The organism is Pseudomonas solani (assembly GCF_026072635.1).
GTDB classification, from domain to species: Bacteria; Pseudomonadota; Gammaproteobacteria; order Pseudomonadales; family Pseudomonadaceae; genus Metapseudomonas; species Metapseudomonas solani.
In genome coordinates, this window is the sequence record NZ_AP023081.1 from 3,551,498 (window position 1) to 3,565,545 (window position 14,048).

At 63.4% G+C, this 14,048-nt stretch carries 12 protein-coding genes and 1 pseudogene; 8 read left to right on the forward strand and 5 right to left on the reverse strand.

Annotated features, from left to right (window positions below; genetic code table 11):
• Positions 1-65 precede the first annotated feature (65 nt).
• A pseudogene (gene algW, locus PSm6_RS16150) lies at positions 66-1,222 on the reverse strand (Do family serine endopeptidase AlgW).
• 112 nt (positions 1,223-1,334) lie between these two features.
• On the opposite strand from algW, the gene PSm6_RS16155 reads away from it, so the two are divergent.
• The 4 genes from PSm6_RS16155 to cysN all read left to right on the forward strand — a co-directional run bounded on the left by PSm6_RS16155 (position 1,335) and on the right by cysN (position 5,516).
• The gene (locus PSm6_RS16155; protein WP_265167758.1) at positions 1,335-2,093 is read left to right on the forward strand and encodes a Nif3-like dinuclear metal center hexameric protein; all 759 of its coding nucleotides are present in this window, start codon (positions 1,335-1,337) and stop codon (positions 2,091-2,093) included.
• Positions 2,094-2,245: 152 nt separating this feature from the next.
• Entirely contained in the window at positions 2,246-3,163 is a 918-nt protein-coding gene (gene cysD / locus PSm6_RS16160) for a sulfate adenylyltransferase subunit CysD (RefSeq protein ID WP_021217853.1), read from the forward strand.
• A gap of 50 nt (positions 3,164-3,213) precedes the next feature.
• Positions 3,214-3,558, forward strand: coding sequence for a four helix bundle protein (locus PSm6_RS16165; protein ID WP_043241457.1), 345 nt, complete (start codon positions 3,214-3,216; stop codon positions 3,556-3,558).
• Between the two features lie 59 nt (positions 3,559-3,617).
• The gene (gene cysN / locus PSm6_RS16170) at positions 3,618-5,516 is read left to right on the forward strand and encodes a sulfate adenylyltransferase subunit CysN (RefSeq protein ID WP_021217855.1); all 1,899 of its coding nucleotides are present in this window, start codon (positions 3,618-3,620) and stop codon (positions 5,514-5,516) included.
• A gap of 135 nt (positions 5,517-5,651) precedes the next feature.
• Here the strand turns inward: cysN and PSm6_RS16175 are convergent, their stop codons facing one another.
• Complete coding sequence (locus PSm6_RS16175; protein ID WP_021217856.1) at positions 5,652-6,092, reverse strand: Z-ring associated ZapG family protein; 441 nt, start codon at positions 6,090-6,092, stop codon at positions 5,652-5,654.
• Between the two features lie 126 nt (positions 6,093-6,218).
• Between PSm6_RS16175 and PSm6_RS16180 the strand changes: the two genes are divergently transcribed.
• The 3 genes from PSm6_RS16180 (at position 6,219) to zapE (ending at position 9,415) form a co-directional block, all read left to right on the forward strand.
• Positions 6,219-6,848, forward strand: coding sequence for an alpha/beta hydrolase (locus PSm6_RS16180; protein ID WP_021217857.1), 630 nt, complete (start codon positions 6,219-6,221; stop codon positions 6,846-6,848).
• 30 nt (positions 6,849-6,878) lie between these two features.
• Positions 6,879-8,225 (forward strand): tryptophan--tRNA ligase, encoded by a 1,347-nt coding sequence (locus tag PSm6_RS16185; RefSeq protein ID WP_021217858.1) that lies wholly within the window; start codon positions 6,879-6,881, stop codon positions 8,223-8,225.
• 95 nt (positions 8,226-8,320) lie between these two features.
• On the forward strand, positions 8,321-9,415 hold the full coding sequence (gene zapE / locus PSm6_RS16190; protein ID WP_021217859.1) for a cell division protein ZapE: 1,095 nt from the start codon (positions 8,321-8,323) through the stop codon (positions 9,413-9,415).
• Between the two features lie 90 nt (positions 9,416-9,505).
• Here the strand turns inward: zapE and PSm6_RS16195 are convergent, their stop codons facing one another.
• Entirely contained in the window at positions 9,506-10,468 is a 963-nt protein-coding gene (locus PSm6_RS16195) for a hypothetical protein (RefSeq protein ID WP_021217860.1), read from the reverse strand.
• Positions 10,469-10,601: 133 nt separating this feature from the next.
• Positions 10,602-11,501 (reverse strand): GlxA family transcriptional regulator, encoded by a 900-nt coding sequence (locus tag PSm6_RS16200; protein ID WP_169708358.1) that lies wholly within the window; start codon positions 11,499-11,501, stop codon positions 10,602-10,604.
• A gap of 247 nt (positions 11,502-11,748) precedes the next feature.
• Here PSm6_RS16200 and PSm6_RS16205 point away from each other — a divergent pair, with 247 nt between their 5' ends.
• Positions 11,749-12,885 (forward strand): acyl-CoA dehydrogenase family protein, encoded by a 1,137-nt coding sequence (locus PSm6_RS16205; protein ID WP_043241448.1) that lies wholly within the window; start codon positions 11,749-11,751, stop codon positions 12,883-12,885.
• A gap of 45 nt (positions 12,886-12,930) precedes the next feature.
• Here the strand turns inward: PSm6_RS16205 and PSm6_RS16210 are convergent, their stop codons facing one another.
• The gene (locus tag PSm6_RS16210) at positions 12,931-13,968 is read right to left on the reverse strand and encodes an NADP(H)-dependent aldo-keto reductase (RefSeq protein ID WP_043241445.1); all 1,038 of its coding nucleotides are present in this window, start codon (positions 13,966-13,968) and stop codon (positions 12,931-12,933) included.
• Between the last annotated feature and the right edge of the window lie 80 nt (positions 13,969-14,048).

Below are 14,048 nucleotides of genomic sequence, written 5' to 3' on the forward strand. Positions count from 1 at the left end.
CTGCCAGCTTCGATTTCATGGGGCGGGGGTGAAATGAAGAACGGCGCCATCAGGCGCCGTTCGGGTCAGTTGTTGTCCGCGGGAACGGTTTGCTGTGGCGGCCTGAGGCCGACTTCGGCGGAGAGGTCGATCTCCTTGCCGTTGCGCATGACTTTGACGCTGACTTTCTCGCCGGGCTTGGTACGGGCCACCTGGTTCATCGAGCGGCGGCCGTCGCCGGCGGGTTCGCCGTCGATGCTGAGGATGATGTCGCCGGGCTGCAGGTTGGCGCGTTGCGCCGGGCTGTCGCGGTAGATGCCGGCGACGACGATGCCCGGGCGCCCTTCGAGGCCGAAGGACTCGGCCAGCTCGGGGGTGAGCGGCTGCACCTCGATGCCCAGCCAGCCACGGATGACCTGGCCGTGCTCGATGATCGCCTTCATGACTTCCAGGGCCAGTTTGGTGGGGATGGCGAAGCCGATGCCCTGGGAGCCGCCGGACTTGGAGAAGATCGCGGTGTTGATACCGATCAGGTTGCCGTTGGCATCCACCAGGGCGCCACCGGAGTTGCCCGGGTTGATCGCCGCGTCGGTCTGGATGAAGTCTTCGTAGGTATTGAGACCCAGCTGGTTGCGGCCAGTGGCGCTGATGATGCCCATGGTCACGGTCTGGCCGAAACCGAAGGGGTTGCCGATGGCCAGGGCGACGTCGCCGATACGGATGTTGTCGGAGCGGCCGAGGGTGATGGCGGGCAGGTTGTCCAGGTCGATCTTGAGCACCGCAAGGTCGGTCTCCGGGTCACCGCCCACCAGGCGTGCCAGGGTTTCGCGGCCATCCTTGAGGGCCACGACTATCTGGTCGGCGCCCGCAGTGACGTGGTTGTTGGTCAGCAGGTAGCCCTCGGGGCTCATGATCACCGCCGAGCCAAGGCTGGACTCCATGCGCCGCTGGCGCGGCAGGTTGTCACCGAAGAAGCGGCGGAACTGCGGGTCTTCGAACAACGGATGCGCCGGCTTGCTCACCACCTTGGTGGTGTAGAGGTTGACCACGGCGGGGGAGGCGCTGTTCACCGCTTCCGCATAGGACTCCGGGCCCGGGCGCGAGAGGCTGTAACGGGGGCTTCCTGGAGGTGCACTTCCTGGCGGGGCAGGCCGACCAGTTCGGGGTATTGCTGGATGATCAGCAGTGCTACGAGTACGCCGACAAGCAGGGGCCAGCCGAAGAAACGCAGGGCCTTGAGCATCGAGGGGAATCCTGAGGGTTGCGAGGGGCGAGGGTGCCCCTTAAGGTGGCGCCATTATACGGGGCGGCCGCCAATAAAATAGCCGCTCTCAGCAGCTTATGAGGAGAGGCAGATGGCCATTGCACTGACCACCCTGGTGGAGGAGGTGGAGCGCTTTCTCGGGGCTTCGCGTATCTCGGATTACTGCCCGAACGGCCTCCAGGTCGAGGGGCGGCCACAGGTTCGGCGCATCGTCAGCGGGGTCACCGCCAGCCAGGCATTGCTCGATGCCGCGGTGGAAGCCGAGGCCGATGTGGTGCTGGTCCACCACGGCTATTTCTGGAAGGGCGAGAATCCCTGCGTGGTCGGTATCAAGCAGCGCCGCCTGAAGACTCTGTTGACCAATGACATCAGCCTGCTGGCCTATCACCTGCCCCTGGACGTGCACCCGGAAGTGGGCAACAACGTGCAGCTCGCCCGCCAACTGGACATCACCGTCGAAGGCCCGCTGGAGCCGGACAACCCGCGCACCGTCGGCCTGATCGGCTCCCTGGCCGAACCGCTCACTCCGCGCGATTTCGCTCGCCGCGTACAGGACGTACTGGGCCGCGAGCCCCTGCTGGTGGAAGGCTCCGGGATGATCCGTCGCATCGGCTGGTGCACCGGCGGTGGTCAGGGCTACATCGATACGGCCATCGCCGCCGACGTCGACCTCTACCTCACCGGCGAGGCGTCCGAGCAGACCTTCCACAGCGCTCGCGAGAACGGCATCAGCTTCATCGCTGCCGGCCACCACGCCACTGAACGCTACGGCGTGCAGGCCCTGGGTGATTACCTGGCGCGGCGTTTCGCCATCGAACACCTGTTCATCGACTGCCCCAATCCCATCTAGGAAAGGGGCGCTGGAAGGCCCGTTCCAGCAGGTATAAAGCTAGATCGTTTCGTTCTAAGTGCGCCCCTGAATAGAAGAATGCGCTGTGCTAGAGTGCGCGCTCGTCCACGGCCCGAAGGCCGTTGTATCAGATAAGAAATCCGTGAGTAGCCATGCTCGACAAACTGACGCACCTGAAACAGCTGGAGGCGGAAAGTATCCACATCATTCGTGAGGTGGCCGCCGAATTCGATAACCCGGTGATGCTGTATTCCATCGGCAAAGACTCCGCCGTCATGCTGCACCTGGCGCGCAAGGCCTTCTTCCCGGGCAAGCTGCCGTTCCCGGTGATGCATGTCGACACTCAGTGGAAGTTCCAGGAGATGTACCGGTTCCGCGACAAGATGGTCGCCGATCTGGGCCTCGAGCTGATCACCCACGTGAACCCCGAGGGCAAGGCCCAGGGCATCAACCCCTTCACCCACGGCAGTGCCAAGCACACCGACATCATGAAGACCGAGGGGCTCAAGCAGGCCCTGGACAAGTACGGCTTCGATGCTGCCTTCGGTGGTGCCCGCCGCGACGAAGAGAAGTCCCGCGCCAAGGAGCGCGTCTACTCCTTCCGCGACAGCAAGCATCGCTGGGACCCGAAGAACCAGCGCCCCGAACTGTGGAACGTCTACAACGGCAAGGTGAAGAAGGGCGAGTCGATCCGCGTCTTCCCGCTGTCCAACTGGACCGAGCTGGACATCTGGCAATACATCTATCTGGAGCAGATCCCGATCGTCCCGCTGTACTTCGCCGCCGAGCGCGAAGTCATCGAGAAAAACGGCACGCTGATCATGATCGACGACGACCGCATCCTCGAGCACCTCTCGGACGAAGAGAAGGCCCGCATCGAGAAGCGCATGGTGCGTTTCCGCACCCTCGGTTGCTACCCGCTGACCGGCGCGGTCGAGTCGGAGGCCACCAGCCTCACCGACATCATCCAGGAAATGCTCCTGACCCGAACGTCCGAACGCCAGGGCCGCGTCATCGACCATGACGGCGCCGGTTCGATGGAAGAGAAAAAGCGGCAGGGGTACTTCTAGCCGAAAGCTGAGAGCCGGAAGCTTGAAGCTGTAGCAGCAGGGAGTGCTGCATGAATTTCGAGAAGCTGGATGTATGGAAAAGGGCTGCGCGACTCTCGGTAGAGCTCTACCGACAGTTGCGCAATCTGGAGGACTGGGGATTCCGGGACCAGATCACTCGTGCGGGGCTTTCGATACCGAGCAATATTGCCGAGGGCATGAGCCGGGAAGGTAGTCGCGAGAGAGTCAGGTTCCTGCTGATTGCCAAAGGCTCCTGCGCGGAGCTGAGGACTCAGCTGTATATAGGCCAGGAAGTCGGCTTCGTGCCGAAGATGTTCGCAAGAGCCTCTATACGGGAAACCCAGGAGATCGCAGCCATGTTGTCCAGCCTGATTCGCGTTATACGCCAAGACTGATTATTCGCTCGCTGTAGGCTTCAAGCTTCTGGCTTCAAGCTTCCAGCTCGGAGAACGCAATGAGCCATCAATCCGATCTGATCAGCCAGGACATCCTCGCTTACCTGGCCCAGCACGAGCGCAAGGAACTCCTGCGCTTCCTCACCTGTGGCAACGTCGACGACGGCAAGAGCACCCTGATCGGGCGCCTGCTGCACGACTCCAAGATGATCTACGAAGACCATCTGGAAGCCATCACCCGCGATTCCAAGAAGGTCGGCACCACCGGTGACGAAGTGGACCTGGCGCTGCTGGTGGATGGCCTGCAGGCCGAGCGCGAGCAGGGCATCACCATCGATGTCGCCTACCGCTACTTCTCCACCGCCAAGCGCAAATTCATCATCGCCGACACCCCTGGCCATGAGCAGTACACGCGCAACATGGCCACTGGTGCCTCCACCTGCGACCTGGCGATCATCCTGGTCGACGCCCGCTACGGCGTGCAGACCCAGACCCGCCGCCACAGCTACATCGCTTCCCTGCTGGGCATCAAGCACATCGTCGTCGCCATTAACAAGATGGACCTGAAGGACTTCGACCAAGGCGTGTTCGAGTCGATCAAGGCCGACTACCTGCAGTTCGCCGAGCGCATCAAGCTCAACCCGACATCCATCCACTTCGTGCCGATGTCGGCGCTGAAGGGCGACAACGTGGTGAACAAGAGCGAGCGTTCGCCCTGGTACACCGGCCAGTCGCTGATGGAGATCCTCGAGACCGTCGAGGTCGCCGGCGACCGCAATTTCGCCGACATGCGCTTCCCGGTGCAGTACGTCAACCGCCCCAACCTGAACTTCCGTGGCTTCGCCGGCACCCTCGCCAGCGGCGTCGTGCACAAGGGCGATGAAGTCGTCGTGCTGCCGTCGGGCAAGGGCAGCAAGGTCAAGTCCATCGTCACCTTCGAGGGCGAGCTGGAGCAGGCCGGCCCCGGCCAGGCCATCACCCTGACCCTGGAAGATGAAATCGACGTTTCCCGCGGCGACATGCTGGTGCATGCCGACAACCGCCCGCAGGTCACCGACGGCTTCGACGCCATGCTGGTGTGGATGTCCGAGGAGCCGATGCTGCCGGGCAAGAAATACGACATCAAGCGCGCCACCAGCTACGTGCCGGGCTCCATCGCCAGCATCGCCCACAAGGTGGACGTGAACACCCTCGAAGAGGGGGCCGGCAGCGACCTGCAATTGAACGAGATCGCCAAGGTCAAGATCAGCCTGGACGCACCCATCGCCCTCGACGGCTATGAAAGCAACCGCACCACCGGTGCCTTCATCGTTATCGACCGCCTCACTAACGGCACCGTCGGCGCCGGCATGATCATCGCCGCACCGGTTGCCGCTGGCGGCCAGGGCGTGCATGGTGAGTCCGCCCACGTTTCCACCGAGGAGCGTGCTGCACGCTTTGGCCAGAAGCCGGCCACCGTGCTGTTCAGCGGCCTCTCCGGTGCCGGCAAGAGCACCCTGGCCTATGCCGTGGAGCGCAAGCTGTTCGACATGGGCCGTGCGGTCTACGTCCTCGATGGCCAGAACCTGCGTCATGATCTGAACAAGGGCCTGCCGCAGGACCGCGCCGGGCGCACCGAGAACTGGCGCCGTGCCGCCCACGTGGCGCGTCAGTTCAACGAAGCCGGCCTGCTGACCCTGGCGGCCTTCGTGGCGCCGGATGCGGAAGGCCGCGAGCAGGCCAAGGTGCTGATCGGCAACGATCGCCTGATCACCGTATACGTCCAGGCGTCCCCGCAGATCTGCCGCGAGCGTGACCCGCAAGGGCTGTACGCGGCCGACCAGGACAACATCCCCGGTGAATCCTTCCCCTACGACGTGCCGCTGAATGCCGATCTGGTGATCGACACCCAGAGCCAGTCGGTGGAAGAGGGCGTCAAGGCCGTGCTCGACCTGCTGCGCAGCCGCGGCGCGATCTGATCGCATCGCTGATGAAAAAGCCCCGCTGATGCGGGGCTTTTTTTGGCCCGGCGTTGGGCCTGACGTGGACCCGGGACGTTTCCCGGCATGAAAAAGCCCCGCCTAGGCGGGGCTCTTCGTTGACTCATCCAGTGCTCAGTACTTGCCCTTGAGCCCGAAGTTTTCGTCCAGGGTGCCCGGGCCGTCGGTGGACTTGGGTGCATAGTCCTTCGGCGCCTCGTGGCTGCGCGGCGGGGTCAGGCGCTCGCGCGGGCCGGGGGCGTCGTCCGTGTGCAAGGCGGCGAGCAGGCGCTGGCGGGTCAGTTCGTCCAAGGCTAGCCGGCTGGCGCCGTCGGACAGGTGTTCCTGCACGTCCTGGTAGCTCTGGGTGAGCTTCTTCACCAGGTTGGCAGTGGTGTTGAAATGGGTGACCACTTCACTTTGATAGGTATCGAAGCGTGCCTGCAGGTCATCCAGTTGACGCTGCGTGCGATTCGGCGCGGTGCCGGGCAGCAGTCGGGCGACCAGAAAACCGATGCCGATACCGGCGAGCAGGGCGAGTGCTGGCAACAACCAGGCCGTGAGCGACTGTTCCACGAGTCCTTCCTCTATAAGCAGCTTTGCATTACGTTAACGGCTCGAATCCGCGCTGTATACCGCGACGCAAGCCCTGTGGTGCTTAACCAAGACGAGTCGACCCGGTCCGGGGTCACGGAGTTCCCGTTGTCCAATCGTGAAAATCCCATTCTGCTCCAGGGGCCAAGTGGCCAGCTGGAAGCACTTCACCTCGACCTGCCCGATGCCAAGGGGCTGGCGCTGATCTGCCATCCGAACCCGATCCAGGGCGGCACCATGCTCAACAAGGTGGTCTCTACCCTGCAGCGCACCGCTCGCGATGCCGGATACAGCACCCTGCGCTTCAATTACCGCGGTGTCGGCGCCAGTGCCGGCAGCCATGATATGAACACCGGCGAGGTGGATGATGCCGAAGCCGCTGCCCACTGGTTCCGCTCCCAGCGTCCGGAACTGGCGCTGACCCTGTTCGGTTTCTCCTTCGGTGGTTTCGTTGCGGCAAGCCTGGCGGGCCGTCTGGAGCACCAGGCCATCGAAGTGCCTCGCCTGTTCATGGTGGCGCCGGCGGTCATGCGCCTGACCGACGCCACTCCGCTGCCTGAGCGCGGCGAGATGACGGTGATCCAGCCCGACACCGACGAGGTGGTCGAGCCTCAGGCCGTGTATGGCTGGTCTGCCTCCCTGCAACGCCCCCATGAGCTGCTGAAAGTGGCAGAATGCGGGCACTTCTTTCACGGCAAGCTGACCGATCTCAAGGATCTGGTCCTGCCGCGCCTCTGACCCCGACTGCAGTCCGACAAGCGATTATCCATGACCACTCGCATTCTCACCGGCATCACCACCACCGGCACTCCGCACCTCGGCAACTACGCTGGCGCCATCCGTCCCGCCATCGTTGCCAGCCGTGACGCCGACGTCGATTCCTTCTACTTCCTCGCGGACTATCACGCGCTGATCAAGTGCGACGACCCGGCACGCATCCAGCGCTCGCGCCTCGAGATCGCCGCCACCTGGCTGGCCTGCGGCCTGGATGTGGACAAGGCGACCTTCTATCGCCAGTCGGATATCCCCGAGATCCCCGAGCTGACCTGGCTGCTGACCTGTGTCGCCGGCAAGGGCCTGCTCAACCGCGCCCATGCCTACAAGGCTTCGGTGGACAAGAACGTCGAGAACGGTGAAGACCCGGATGCCGGCGTCACCATGGGGCTGTTCAGTTACCCGGTACTGATGGCCGCGGACATCCTGATGTTCAACGCCCACAAGGTCCCGGTGGGCCGTGACCAGATCCAGCACGTGGAGATGGCCCGTGACATCGGCCAGCGCTTCAACCACCTGTTCGGTGCCGGTCGCGAGCTGTTCACCCTGCCGGAGGCGGTGATCGAAGAGGAAGTGGCGACGCTTCCCGGCCTGGACGGTCGCAAGATGTCCAAGAGCTACGACAACACCATTCCGCTGTTCGGCAGCGCCAAGCAGCTGAAGGACGCCATCGCCCGCATCGTCACCGACTCGCGCGCGCCCGGCGAGCCGAAGGACCCGGACAGTTCCCACCTCTACACCCTCTACCAGGCCTTCTCCACGCCGGCGCAGCTGGCGGCCTTCCGGGCCGAGCTGCTCGACGGCCTGGCCTGGGGCGAAGCCAAGCAGCGCCTGTTCCAGCTGCTGGACAACGAGCTGGGCGAAGCCCGCGAGCGTTATCACGCGCTGATCGAGCGCCCGGCCGATCTGGAAGACATCCTCCTCTCCGGTGCCGCCAAGGCACGCAAGACCGCGACGCCTTTCCTCAACGAGCTGCGTGAGGCGGTCGGCCTGCGGTCCTTCCGCAGCAATGTGCAGAGCGCCGATGCCGGCAAGAAGAAGGCGGCCAAGAGTGCGCGCTTCGTCAGCTTCCGCGAAGAGGACGGCAGCTTCCGCTTCCGCCTGCTGGCTGCTGATGGCGAGCAACTGCTGCTGTCCCGTTCGTTCGCGGATGGCAAGTCCTCGGGCCTGGTGACCAAGCGCCTGCAGGATGGCAGCGCCCTGGATATCCGCAGCGACGGCTCCAGCTATGGCCTGTGGCTCGATGGCGAGGCCGTGGGGCAGGGCGGTGAGTTCACCGATGCCGATGCCCGTGATGCTGCCGTTCAGCGTCTGCGTGAGGCACTTGCGCCCCAGGACTGAGGCGCTTTCTTACGGCCGGCGCTGCTGGCCGATTGCCAAGAAACGGGGGCGTCGCTAAAGTGACGACCCCGTTTTTCGTTGCCTTGCTACCGATCATGACCCCCCTCGAGCGTTACCAGGCCGATCTCAAGCGGCCGGACTTCTTCCACGACGCCGCGCAGGAAACTGCCGTCCGCCATCTGCAGCGCCTGTACGACGATCTGATCGCCGATGGCCAGAGCAAAACCGGCTTGTTCGGCGGCCTGTTCGCCAAGAAGCGCCAGGGGCCGGTCAAGGGCCTGTATTTCTGGGGCGGCGTCGGTCGTGGCAAGACCTACCTGGTCGACACCTTCTTCGACGCCTTGCCGTTCAAGGAGAAGATGCGCACCCACTTCCACCGCTTCATGAAGCGCGTGCATGAGGAGATGAAAACCCTCAAGGGTGAGAAGAACCCGCTGACCATCATCGGCAAGCGTTTCGCCGACGAGGCGCGGGTGATCTGCTTCGACGAGTTCTTCGTCTCCGACATCACCGACGCGATGATCCTCGCCACCCTGCTGGACGAGCTGTTCAAGAACGGTGTGAGCCTGGTGGCGACGTCCAACATCGTGCCGGACGGCCTCTACAAGGACGGCTTGCAGCGTGCGCGCTTCCTGCCGGCCATCGCCCTGGTCAAGCAGTACACCGATGTCGTCAACGTCGACAGTGGCGTGGACTACCGTCTACGCGCCCTGGAGCAGGCCGAACTGTTCCACTGGCCCCTGGGCGACGAGGCCGAGGCCAGCCTGAAGACCAGCTTCAAGAGCCTGCTGCCGGATTGCACCCAGGCCCAGGAAAACGAAGCGCTGATGATCGAGAATCGCGAGATCCGCGCGGTCCGCGTATGCGAGGACGTTGCCTGGTTCGAGTTCCGCGAACTCTGCGACGGCCCGCGTAGCCAGAACGACTACATCGAGCTGGGCAAGATCTTCCACGCGGTGATCCTGGCCAACGTCGAGCAGATGGGCGTGGCGAAGGACGACATGGCGCGACGCTTCATCAACCTGGTGGACGAGTTCTACGACCGCAACGTCAAGCTCATCATCTCTGCCGAGGTGGAGCTGAAGGACCTGTACACCGGCGGTCGCCTGACCTTCGAGTTCCAGCGCACCCTCAGCCGCCTGCTGGAGATGCAGTCCCACGAATTCCTCTCGCGGCCGCATAAGCCCTAATGAAAAAGCTGGAAGCCTGAAGCTTTTAGCCTGAAGAAAAAGCAATGCGGGCCGAGTTCGTCGGCCCGCACGCTATCTTGGCTTCCAGCTTTAGCGCTGCGCCACTTCCTTCTCATACTGCTTCAGCAACGCCTGGGCGTGGGCGACTTCCAGCGCTTCCATGGCGTTGATCGGCTTGATCGCCACGGCCTTTTTCAGGTGGTCCAGGACCTTCTGCTCTTCATCCTCGCCGTAGACGTAGACCAGGGCGTTGGCGTACTCGTAGTGGCCGATGGGCAGGTCGTCCTTGGCGCTGAAGGAGCGGGTGAAGTACTGCTCCATCTTGTCCGAGCTGACCCCGTAGGTCATTTTGCCCACCAGTTTGCCGACCTTGCGGATCACGCCGGCTTCGTAGCCGCCGTAGAGGGCGAGGGCGAAGGGCTGGCGCGGTTGCTTCTGCAGCAGGGCGTCCAGTTCCTCGGGAATCTGGCTGGTGTAGCCGCGCTTGAGTACCACCGGTACCGACAGCTCCTCGCCGAGGCGCGCCTTGGCGTACACGCGGCCGAACTGGGCCACGGTGTCGGCCTGGACCAACTCGCCGGCCTCGTCGGTGTACTTGATCACTTCCTCCAGCAGGCGGTGTTTCTCCTCTTGGTTGGGGGCGAGGAACATCGCGTAGATCACCTGGGCGAACATCGCCGGCACCTGGCCGCCGACGCCCAGGGCCAGGCCCTGCTTCTTGGCCTCGGCGAAATCCCCCTTGAACATCAGGCGCCACACGTCTTGCAGCCGGGCTGCATAGGCTTCGGCTTCTTCGGGCTTGCCGGTGAAGCCGGTGTTGCCGGTAACGGTCATCTCCAGCGCCTTGGGGTTCTGGGTGGCCATGGTCACCACCCAGTCGGCATCGGGGAAGGGATAGTCGGGGCCGAAGCCGCGGGTCAGCTGGGGCCAGGCCTGGCGCAGCTTGTCACCGGAGTAGTCGTAGGCGGCCTGGTCGTAGGGGAAGGGTTTCCAGTCGTCTGCGACGGCTGTGAAGCTGGCGGCAGCCAGCAGGGCAAGCAGGTAACGGCGCATGGTTGAGTACCTTTTATTGTTGTTCTTCATCCGCCGTACCGCTGACGGAAAAGGTTCGGACACCCCAATGGGGACCATGCCCGGATCATAAGTCGCTGTCGCTGCCGGCCAACCCATCCTTGGGATGGCGGCTTTACTCGCCTTTGTGCTGGAACTGCCTGCGGTACTGGTTGGGGGAAAGATTGGTGTGCTGGCGAAACAGTCGGGCGAAGAAGCTGGCGTCGTCGTAACCCACTTCGTAGCTGATGGTCTTGATGCTCTTGCGGGTAGCCGACAGGAGGCCCTTGGCTGTTTCGATGCGTAACCGTTGCAGGTAGTGCAGCGGCTTGTCACCGGTGGCGGCCTGGAAGCGGCGCATGAAGTTGCGGATGCTCATGCCGTGGTCGCGGGCGACGTCCTCGAAGCGGAACTTGTCGGCGAAGTGCTCTTCGAGCCAGTGCTGGATCTGCAGGATGGTTACGTCCTGGTGCAGCTTCTGCCCGCCGAACCCGATGCGCCCCGGGGCGTAGCTGCGTTGCACTTCATAGAGGATGTCCCGGGAGACTGCCTGAGCGATGCTGGCGCCGCAGAAGCGTTCGATCAGGTAGATGTACAGGTCGCAGGCAGAGGTGACGCCGCCGGCGCAGTAGAGATTGTCGGCGTCCGAGAGGTGCTTTTCCTGGTTCAGCAGCACCTTGGGGAAGCGCTCGCCGAACTCGCGGAAGAAGCGCCAGTAGGTGGTTGCTTCCTTGCCATCCAGCAGCCCGGCCTGGGCCATCCAGAACACCCCGGTGGCCTCGCCGCAGATGGAGCTGCCGGCGGCGTGACGCTCGCGCAGCCATTGCAGGACCTGGGGGTGGCGCTCGCAAAGGGCGTCGAAGTCATCCCAGAAGGCCGGCAGGATGATGATGTCGGCTTCGTCCAGCGCGCCGTCGACCGGCATGATCACATCGCTGAAGCTGCGCACCGGCAGGCCATCCGGGCTGACCAGGTGGATTTCGAATGCGGGCTTGAGGCCGAGGCCCTGAAGCTTGCTGTAGCGGAGGCTGGCCATATGGAAGAAATCCTTGGCCTGCATCAGGGTGGAAGCGAAGACACCTTCGGTGGCGAGGATACTCACCCGTCTTAGGGTGGGGGACTGCTGGTTGGTCATGGTCTTGTTCTTATTAGGGGAAAGCGGTCATTAGCCGGCTGGATCGTCTTATTTTTTGTCGCAACTGTCCAGTGTGCGTCTGGTACGACTGTCCTACAGTCTGTGGCCTTCGAACCCCGACCCCAGACGCATCCATCAAGGTGACCGCATGATCCCCAGAACCCTGTTCAGCTCCGATCACGAACTCTTCCGCGACAGCGTGCGCAAGTTCCTCGAACAGGAGGCGGTGCCTTTCCATCATCAATGGGAGAAGGACGGCTACATCGATCGCGCCCTGTGGAGCAAGGCAGGGGAGGCCGGCATGCTCTGCTCGCACATCCCCGAGGAGTACGGCGGCATGGGCGCCGACTTCCTCTACAGCACCGTGGTGATCGAGGAGATCGGTCGCCTGGGGCTGACCGGCATCGGCTTCTCGCTGCATTCGGACATCGTCGCGCCCTATGTGCTCCATTACGGCTCCGAAGAGCTGAAGCAGAAATACCTGCCGCGCATGGTGACCGGCGAGCTGGTGACCGCCATTGCCATGACCGAGCCGGGCGCTGGCTCCGACCTGCAGGGCGTGAAGACCACCGCGGTGCTGGACGGTGATGAATACGTCATCAATGGCTCGAAGACCTTCATCACCAACGGCTACCTGGCTGACCTGGTGATCGTGGTCGCCAAGACCGACCCCAAGGCCGGCGCCAAGGGCACCAGCCTGTTCCTGGTGGAGGCTGGCACGCCGGGCTTCTCCAAGGGCAAGCGCCTGGAGAAGGTGGGCATGAAGGCCCAGGACACCTCCGAGCTGTTCTTCCAGGATGTGCGGGTGCCCAAGGAAAACCTGCTGGGCCAGGCCGGCATGGGCTTCGCCTACCTGATGCAGGAGCTGCCTCAGGAACGCCTGACCGTCGGGATCGGCGCGCTGGCGTCGGCCGAGGCGGCGCTGAAGTGGACCCTCGACTACACCCGCGATCGCAAGGCCTTCGGCAAAGCCATCGCCGAGTTCCAGAACACCCGCTTCAAGTTGGCCGAGATGGCCACCGAGATCCAGATCGGCCGGGTCTTCGTCGACCGCTGCCTGGAGTTGCACCTGCAGCGCAAGCTGGATGTACCCACTGCGGCGATGCTCAAGTACTGGGGCACCGACCTGCAGTGCAAGGTGCTCGACGAGTGCGTGCAGCTGCACGGTGGCTACGGCTTCATGTGGGAATACCCAGTGGCGCGCGCCTGGGCGGACGCCCGTGTGCAGCGCATCTACGCCGGCACCAACGAAATCATGAAAGAGATCATTGCCCGCTCGCTGTAAGCGGATGCGGTGAAGGGAAGCCCGGCGAGTGCCGGGCTTTTCCATTTACGGGGCGGGGTTCGGCTGGGCCCGATGGATTTCGGCGATGCCTTCCAGAACGGCGTCGGAAAGGGTCAGGGCGCTGCTGGCCAGGTTGCTTTCCAACTGTTCCAGGTTGGTCGCGCCGATGATGTTGCTGGTGACGAAGGGCTGGGCGGTGACGAAGGCCAGCGCCATTTGTGCCGGGTCCAGGCCGTGCTCGCGGGCCAGCGCCACATAGCGTGAACAGGCCGCCTGGGCTTGCGGGTTTGTATAGCGGGCGAAGCGGCTGAACAGGCTGATCCGGGCGTTGGCTGGGCGCGCACCGTTCTCGTACTTGCCGGACAGCATGCCGAATGCCAGGGGTGAGTAGGCCAGGAGGCCGCAACGCTCACGGATCGCCACTTCCGCCAGGCCCACCTCGAAGCTGCGGTTGAGCAGGTTGTAGGGGTTCTGGATGGACGCGGCGCGAGGGAGCCCCAGCTGATCGGCCAACTGCAGGAATTTCATCGTGCCCCATGGGGTTTCGTTGGACAGGCCGATCTGGCGGATCTTGCCGGCCTTCACCTGTTCGCCTAGCACTTCCAGGGTTTCCTGCAGCGGGGTGGAGTCCTCCTCGCGGTGCTGGTAGCCCAACTGGCCGAAGAAGTTGGTGCTGCGTTCGGGCCAATGCAGCTGGTACAGGTCGATCCAGTCGGTCTGCAGGCGCTTGAGGCTGGAATCCAGGGCGGCGGTGATGTGCTGGCGGTTGTGCTTGAGATTGCCGCCGCGGATGTGGGTGATGCCGTTGCCGGGGCCCGCCACCTTGCTAGCGAGCACCCAGTCGGCACGATCACCGTGCTTGGCGAACCAGTTGCCGATGATGGTTTCGGTTGCGGCATAGGTCTCGGCACGGGGCGGGACCGGGTACATCTCGGCGGTATCCATGAAGTTGATGCCGAATGCTTTGGCTCGTTCGATCTGGGCGAACGCTTCGGCTTCGCTGTTCTGTTCGCCCCAGGTCATGGTGCCCAGGCACAGGCTGCTGACCTTGATATCGGTGTTGCCGAGCTGGCGGAATTCCATGCAACGTTCCTCTATTGGCAAAGATTGCTATCAAATCAGGTTGAAATTTTCTGTGCAATCGGCATAATTCCGCGGCTTTC

What these genes read in the sequence shown, in the direction of transcription:
- zapE (WP_021217859.1), top strand. Translation starts at nt 8,321, where the DNA reads ATGACCCCCCTCGAGCGTTACCAGGCCGATCTCAAGCGGCCGGACTTC.
- PSm6_RS16195 (WP_021217860.1), bottom strand. Translation starts at nt 10,468, where the DNA reads ATGCGCCGTTACCTGCTTGCCCTGCTGGCTGCCGCCAGCTTCACAGCC.
- PSm6_RS16165 (WP_043241457.1), top strand. Translation starts at nt 3,214, where the DNA reads ATGAATTTCGAGAAGCTGGATGTATGGAAAAGGGCTGCGCGACTCTCG.
- cysN (WP_021217855.1), top strand. Translation starts at nt 3,618, where the DNA reads ATGAGCCATCAATCCGATCTGATCAGCCAGGACATCCTCGCTTACCTG.
- PSm6_RS16155 (WP_265167758.1), top strand. Translation starts at nt 1,335, where the DNA reads ATGGCCATTGCACTGACCACCCTGGTGGAGGAGGTGGAGCGCTTTCTC.
- PSm6_RS16200 (WP_169708358.1), bottom strand. Translation starts at nt 11,501, where the DNA reads ATGGCCAGCCTCCGCTACAGCAAGCTTCAGGGCCTCGGCCTCAAGCCC.
- PSm6_RS16185 (WP_021217858.1), top strand. Translation starts at nt 6,879, where the DNA reads ATGACCACTCGCATTCTCACCGGCATCACCACCACCGGCACTCCGCAC.
- PSm6_RS16210 (WP_043241445.1), bottom strand. Translation starts at nt 13,968, where the DNA reads ATGGAATTCCGCCAGCTCGGCAACACCGATATCAAGGTCAGCAGCCTG.
- cysD (WP_021217853.1), top strand. Translation starts at nt 2,246, where the DNA reads ATGCTCGACAAACTGACGCACCTGAAACAGCTGGAGGCGGAAAGTATC.
- PSm6_RS16205 (WP_043241448.1), top strand. Translation starts at nt 11,749, where the DNA reads ATGATCCCCAGAACCCTGTTCAGCTCCGATCACGAACTCTTCCGCGAC.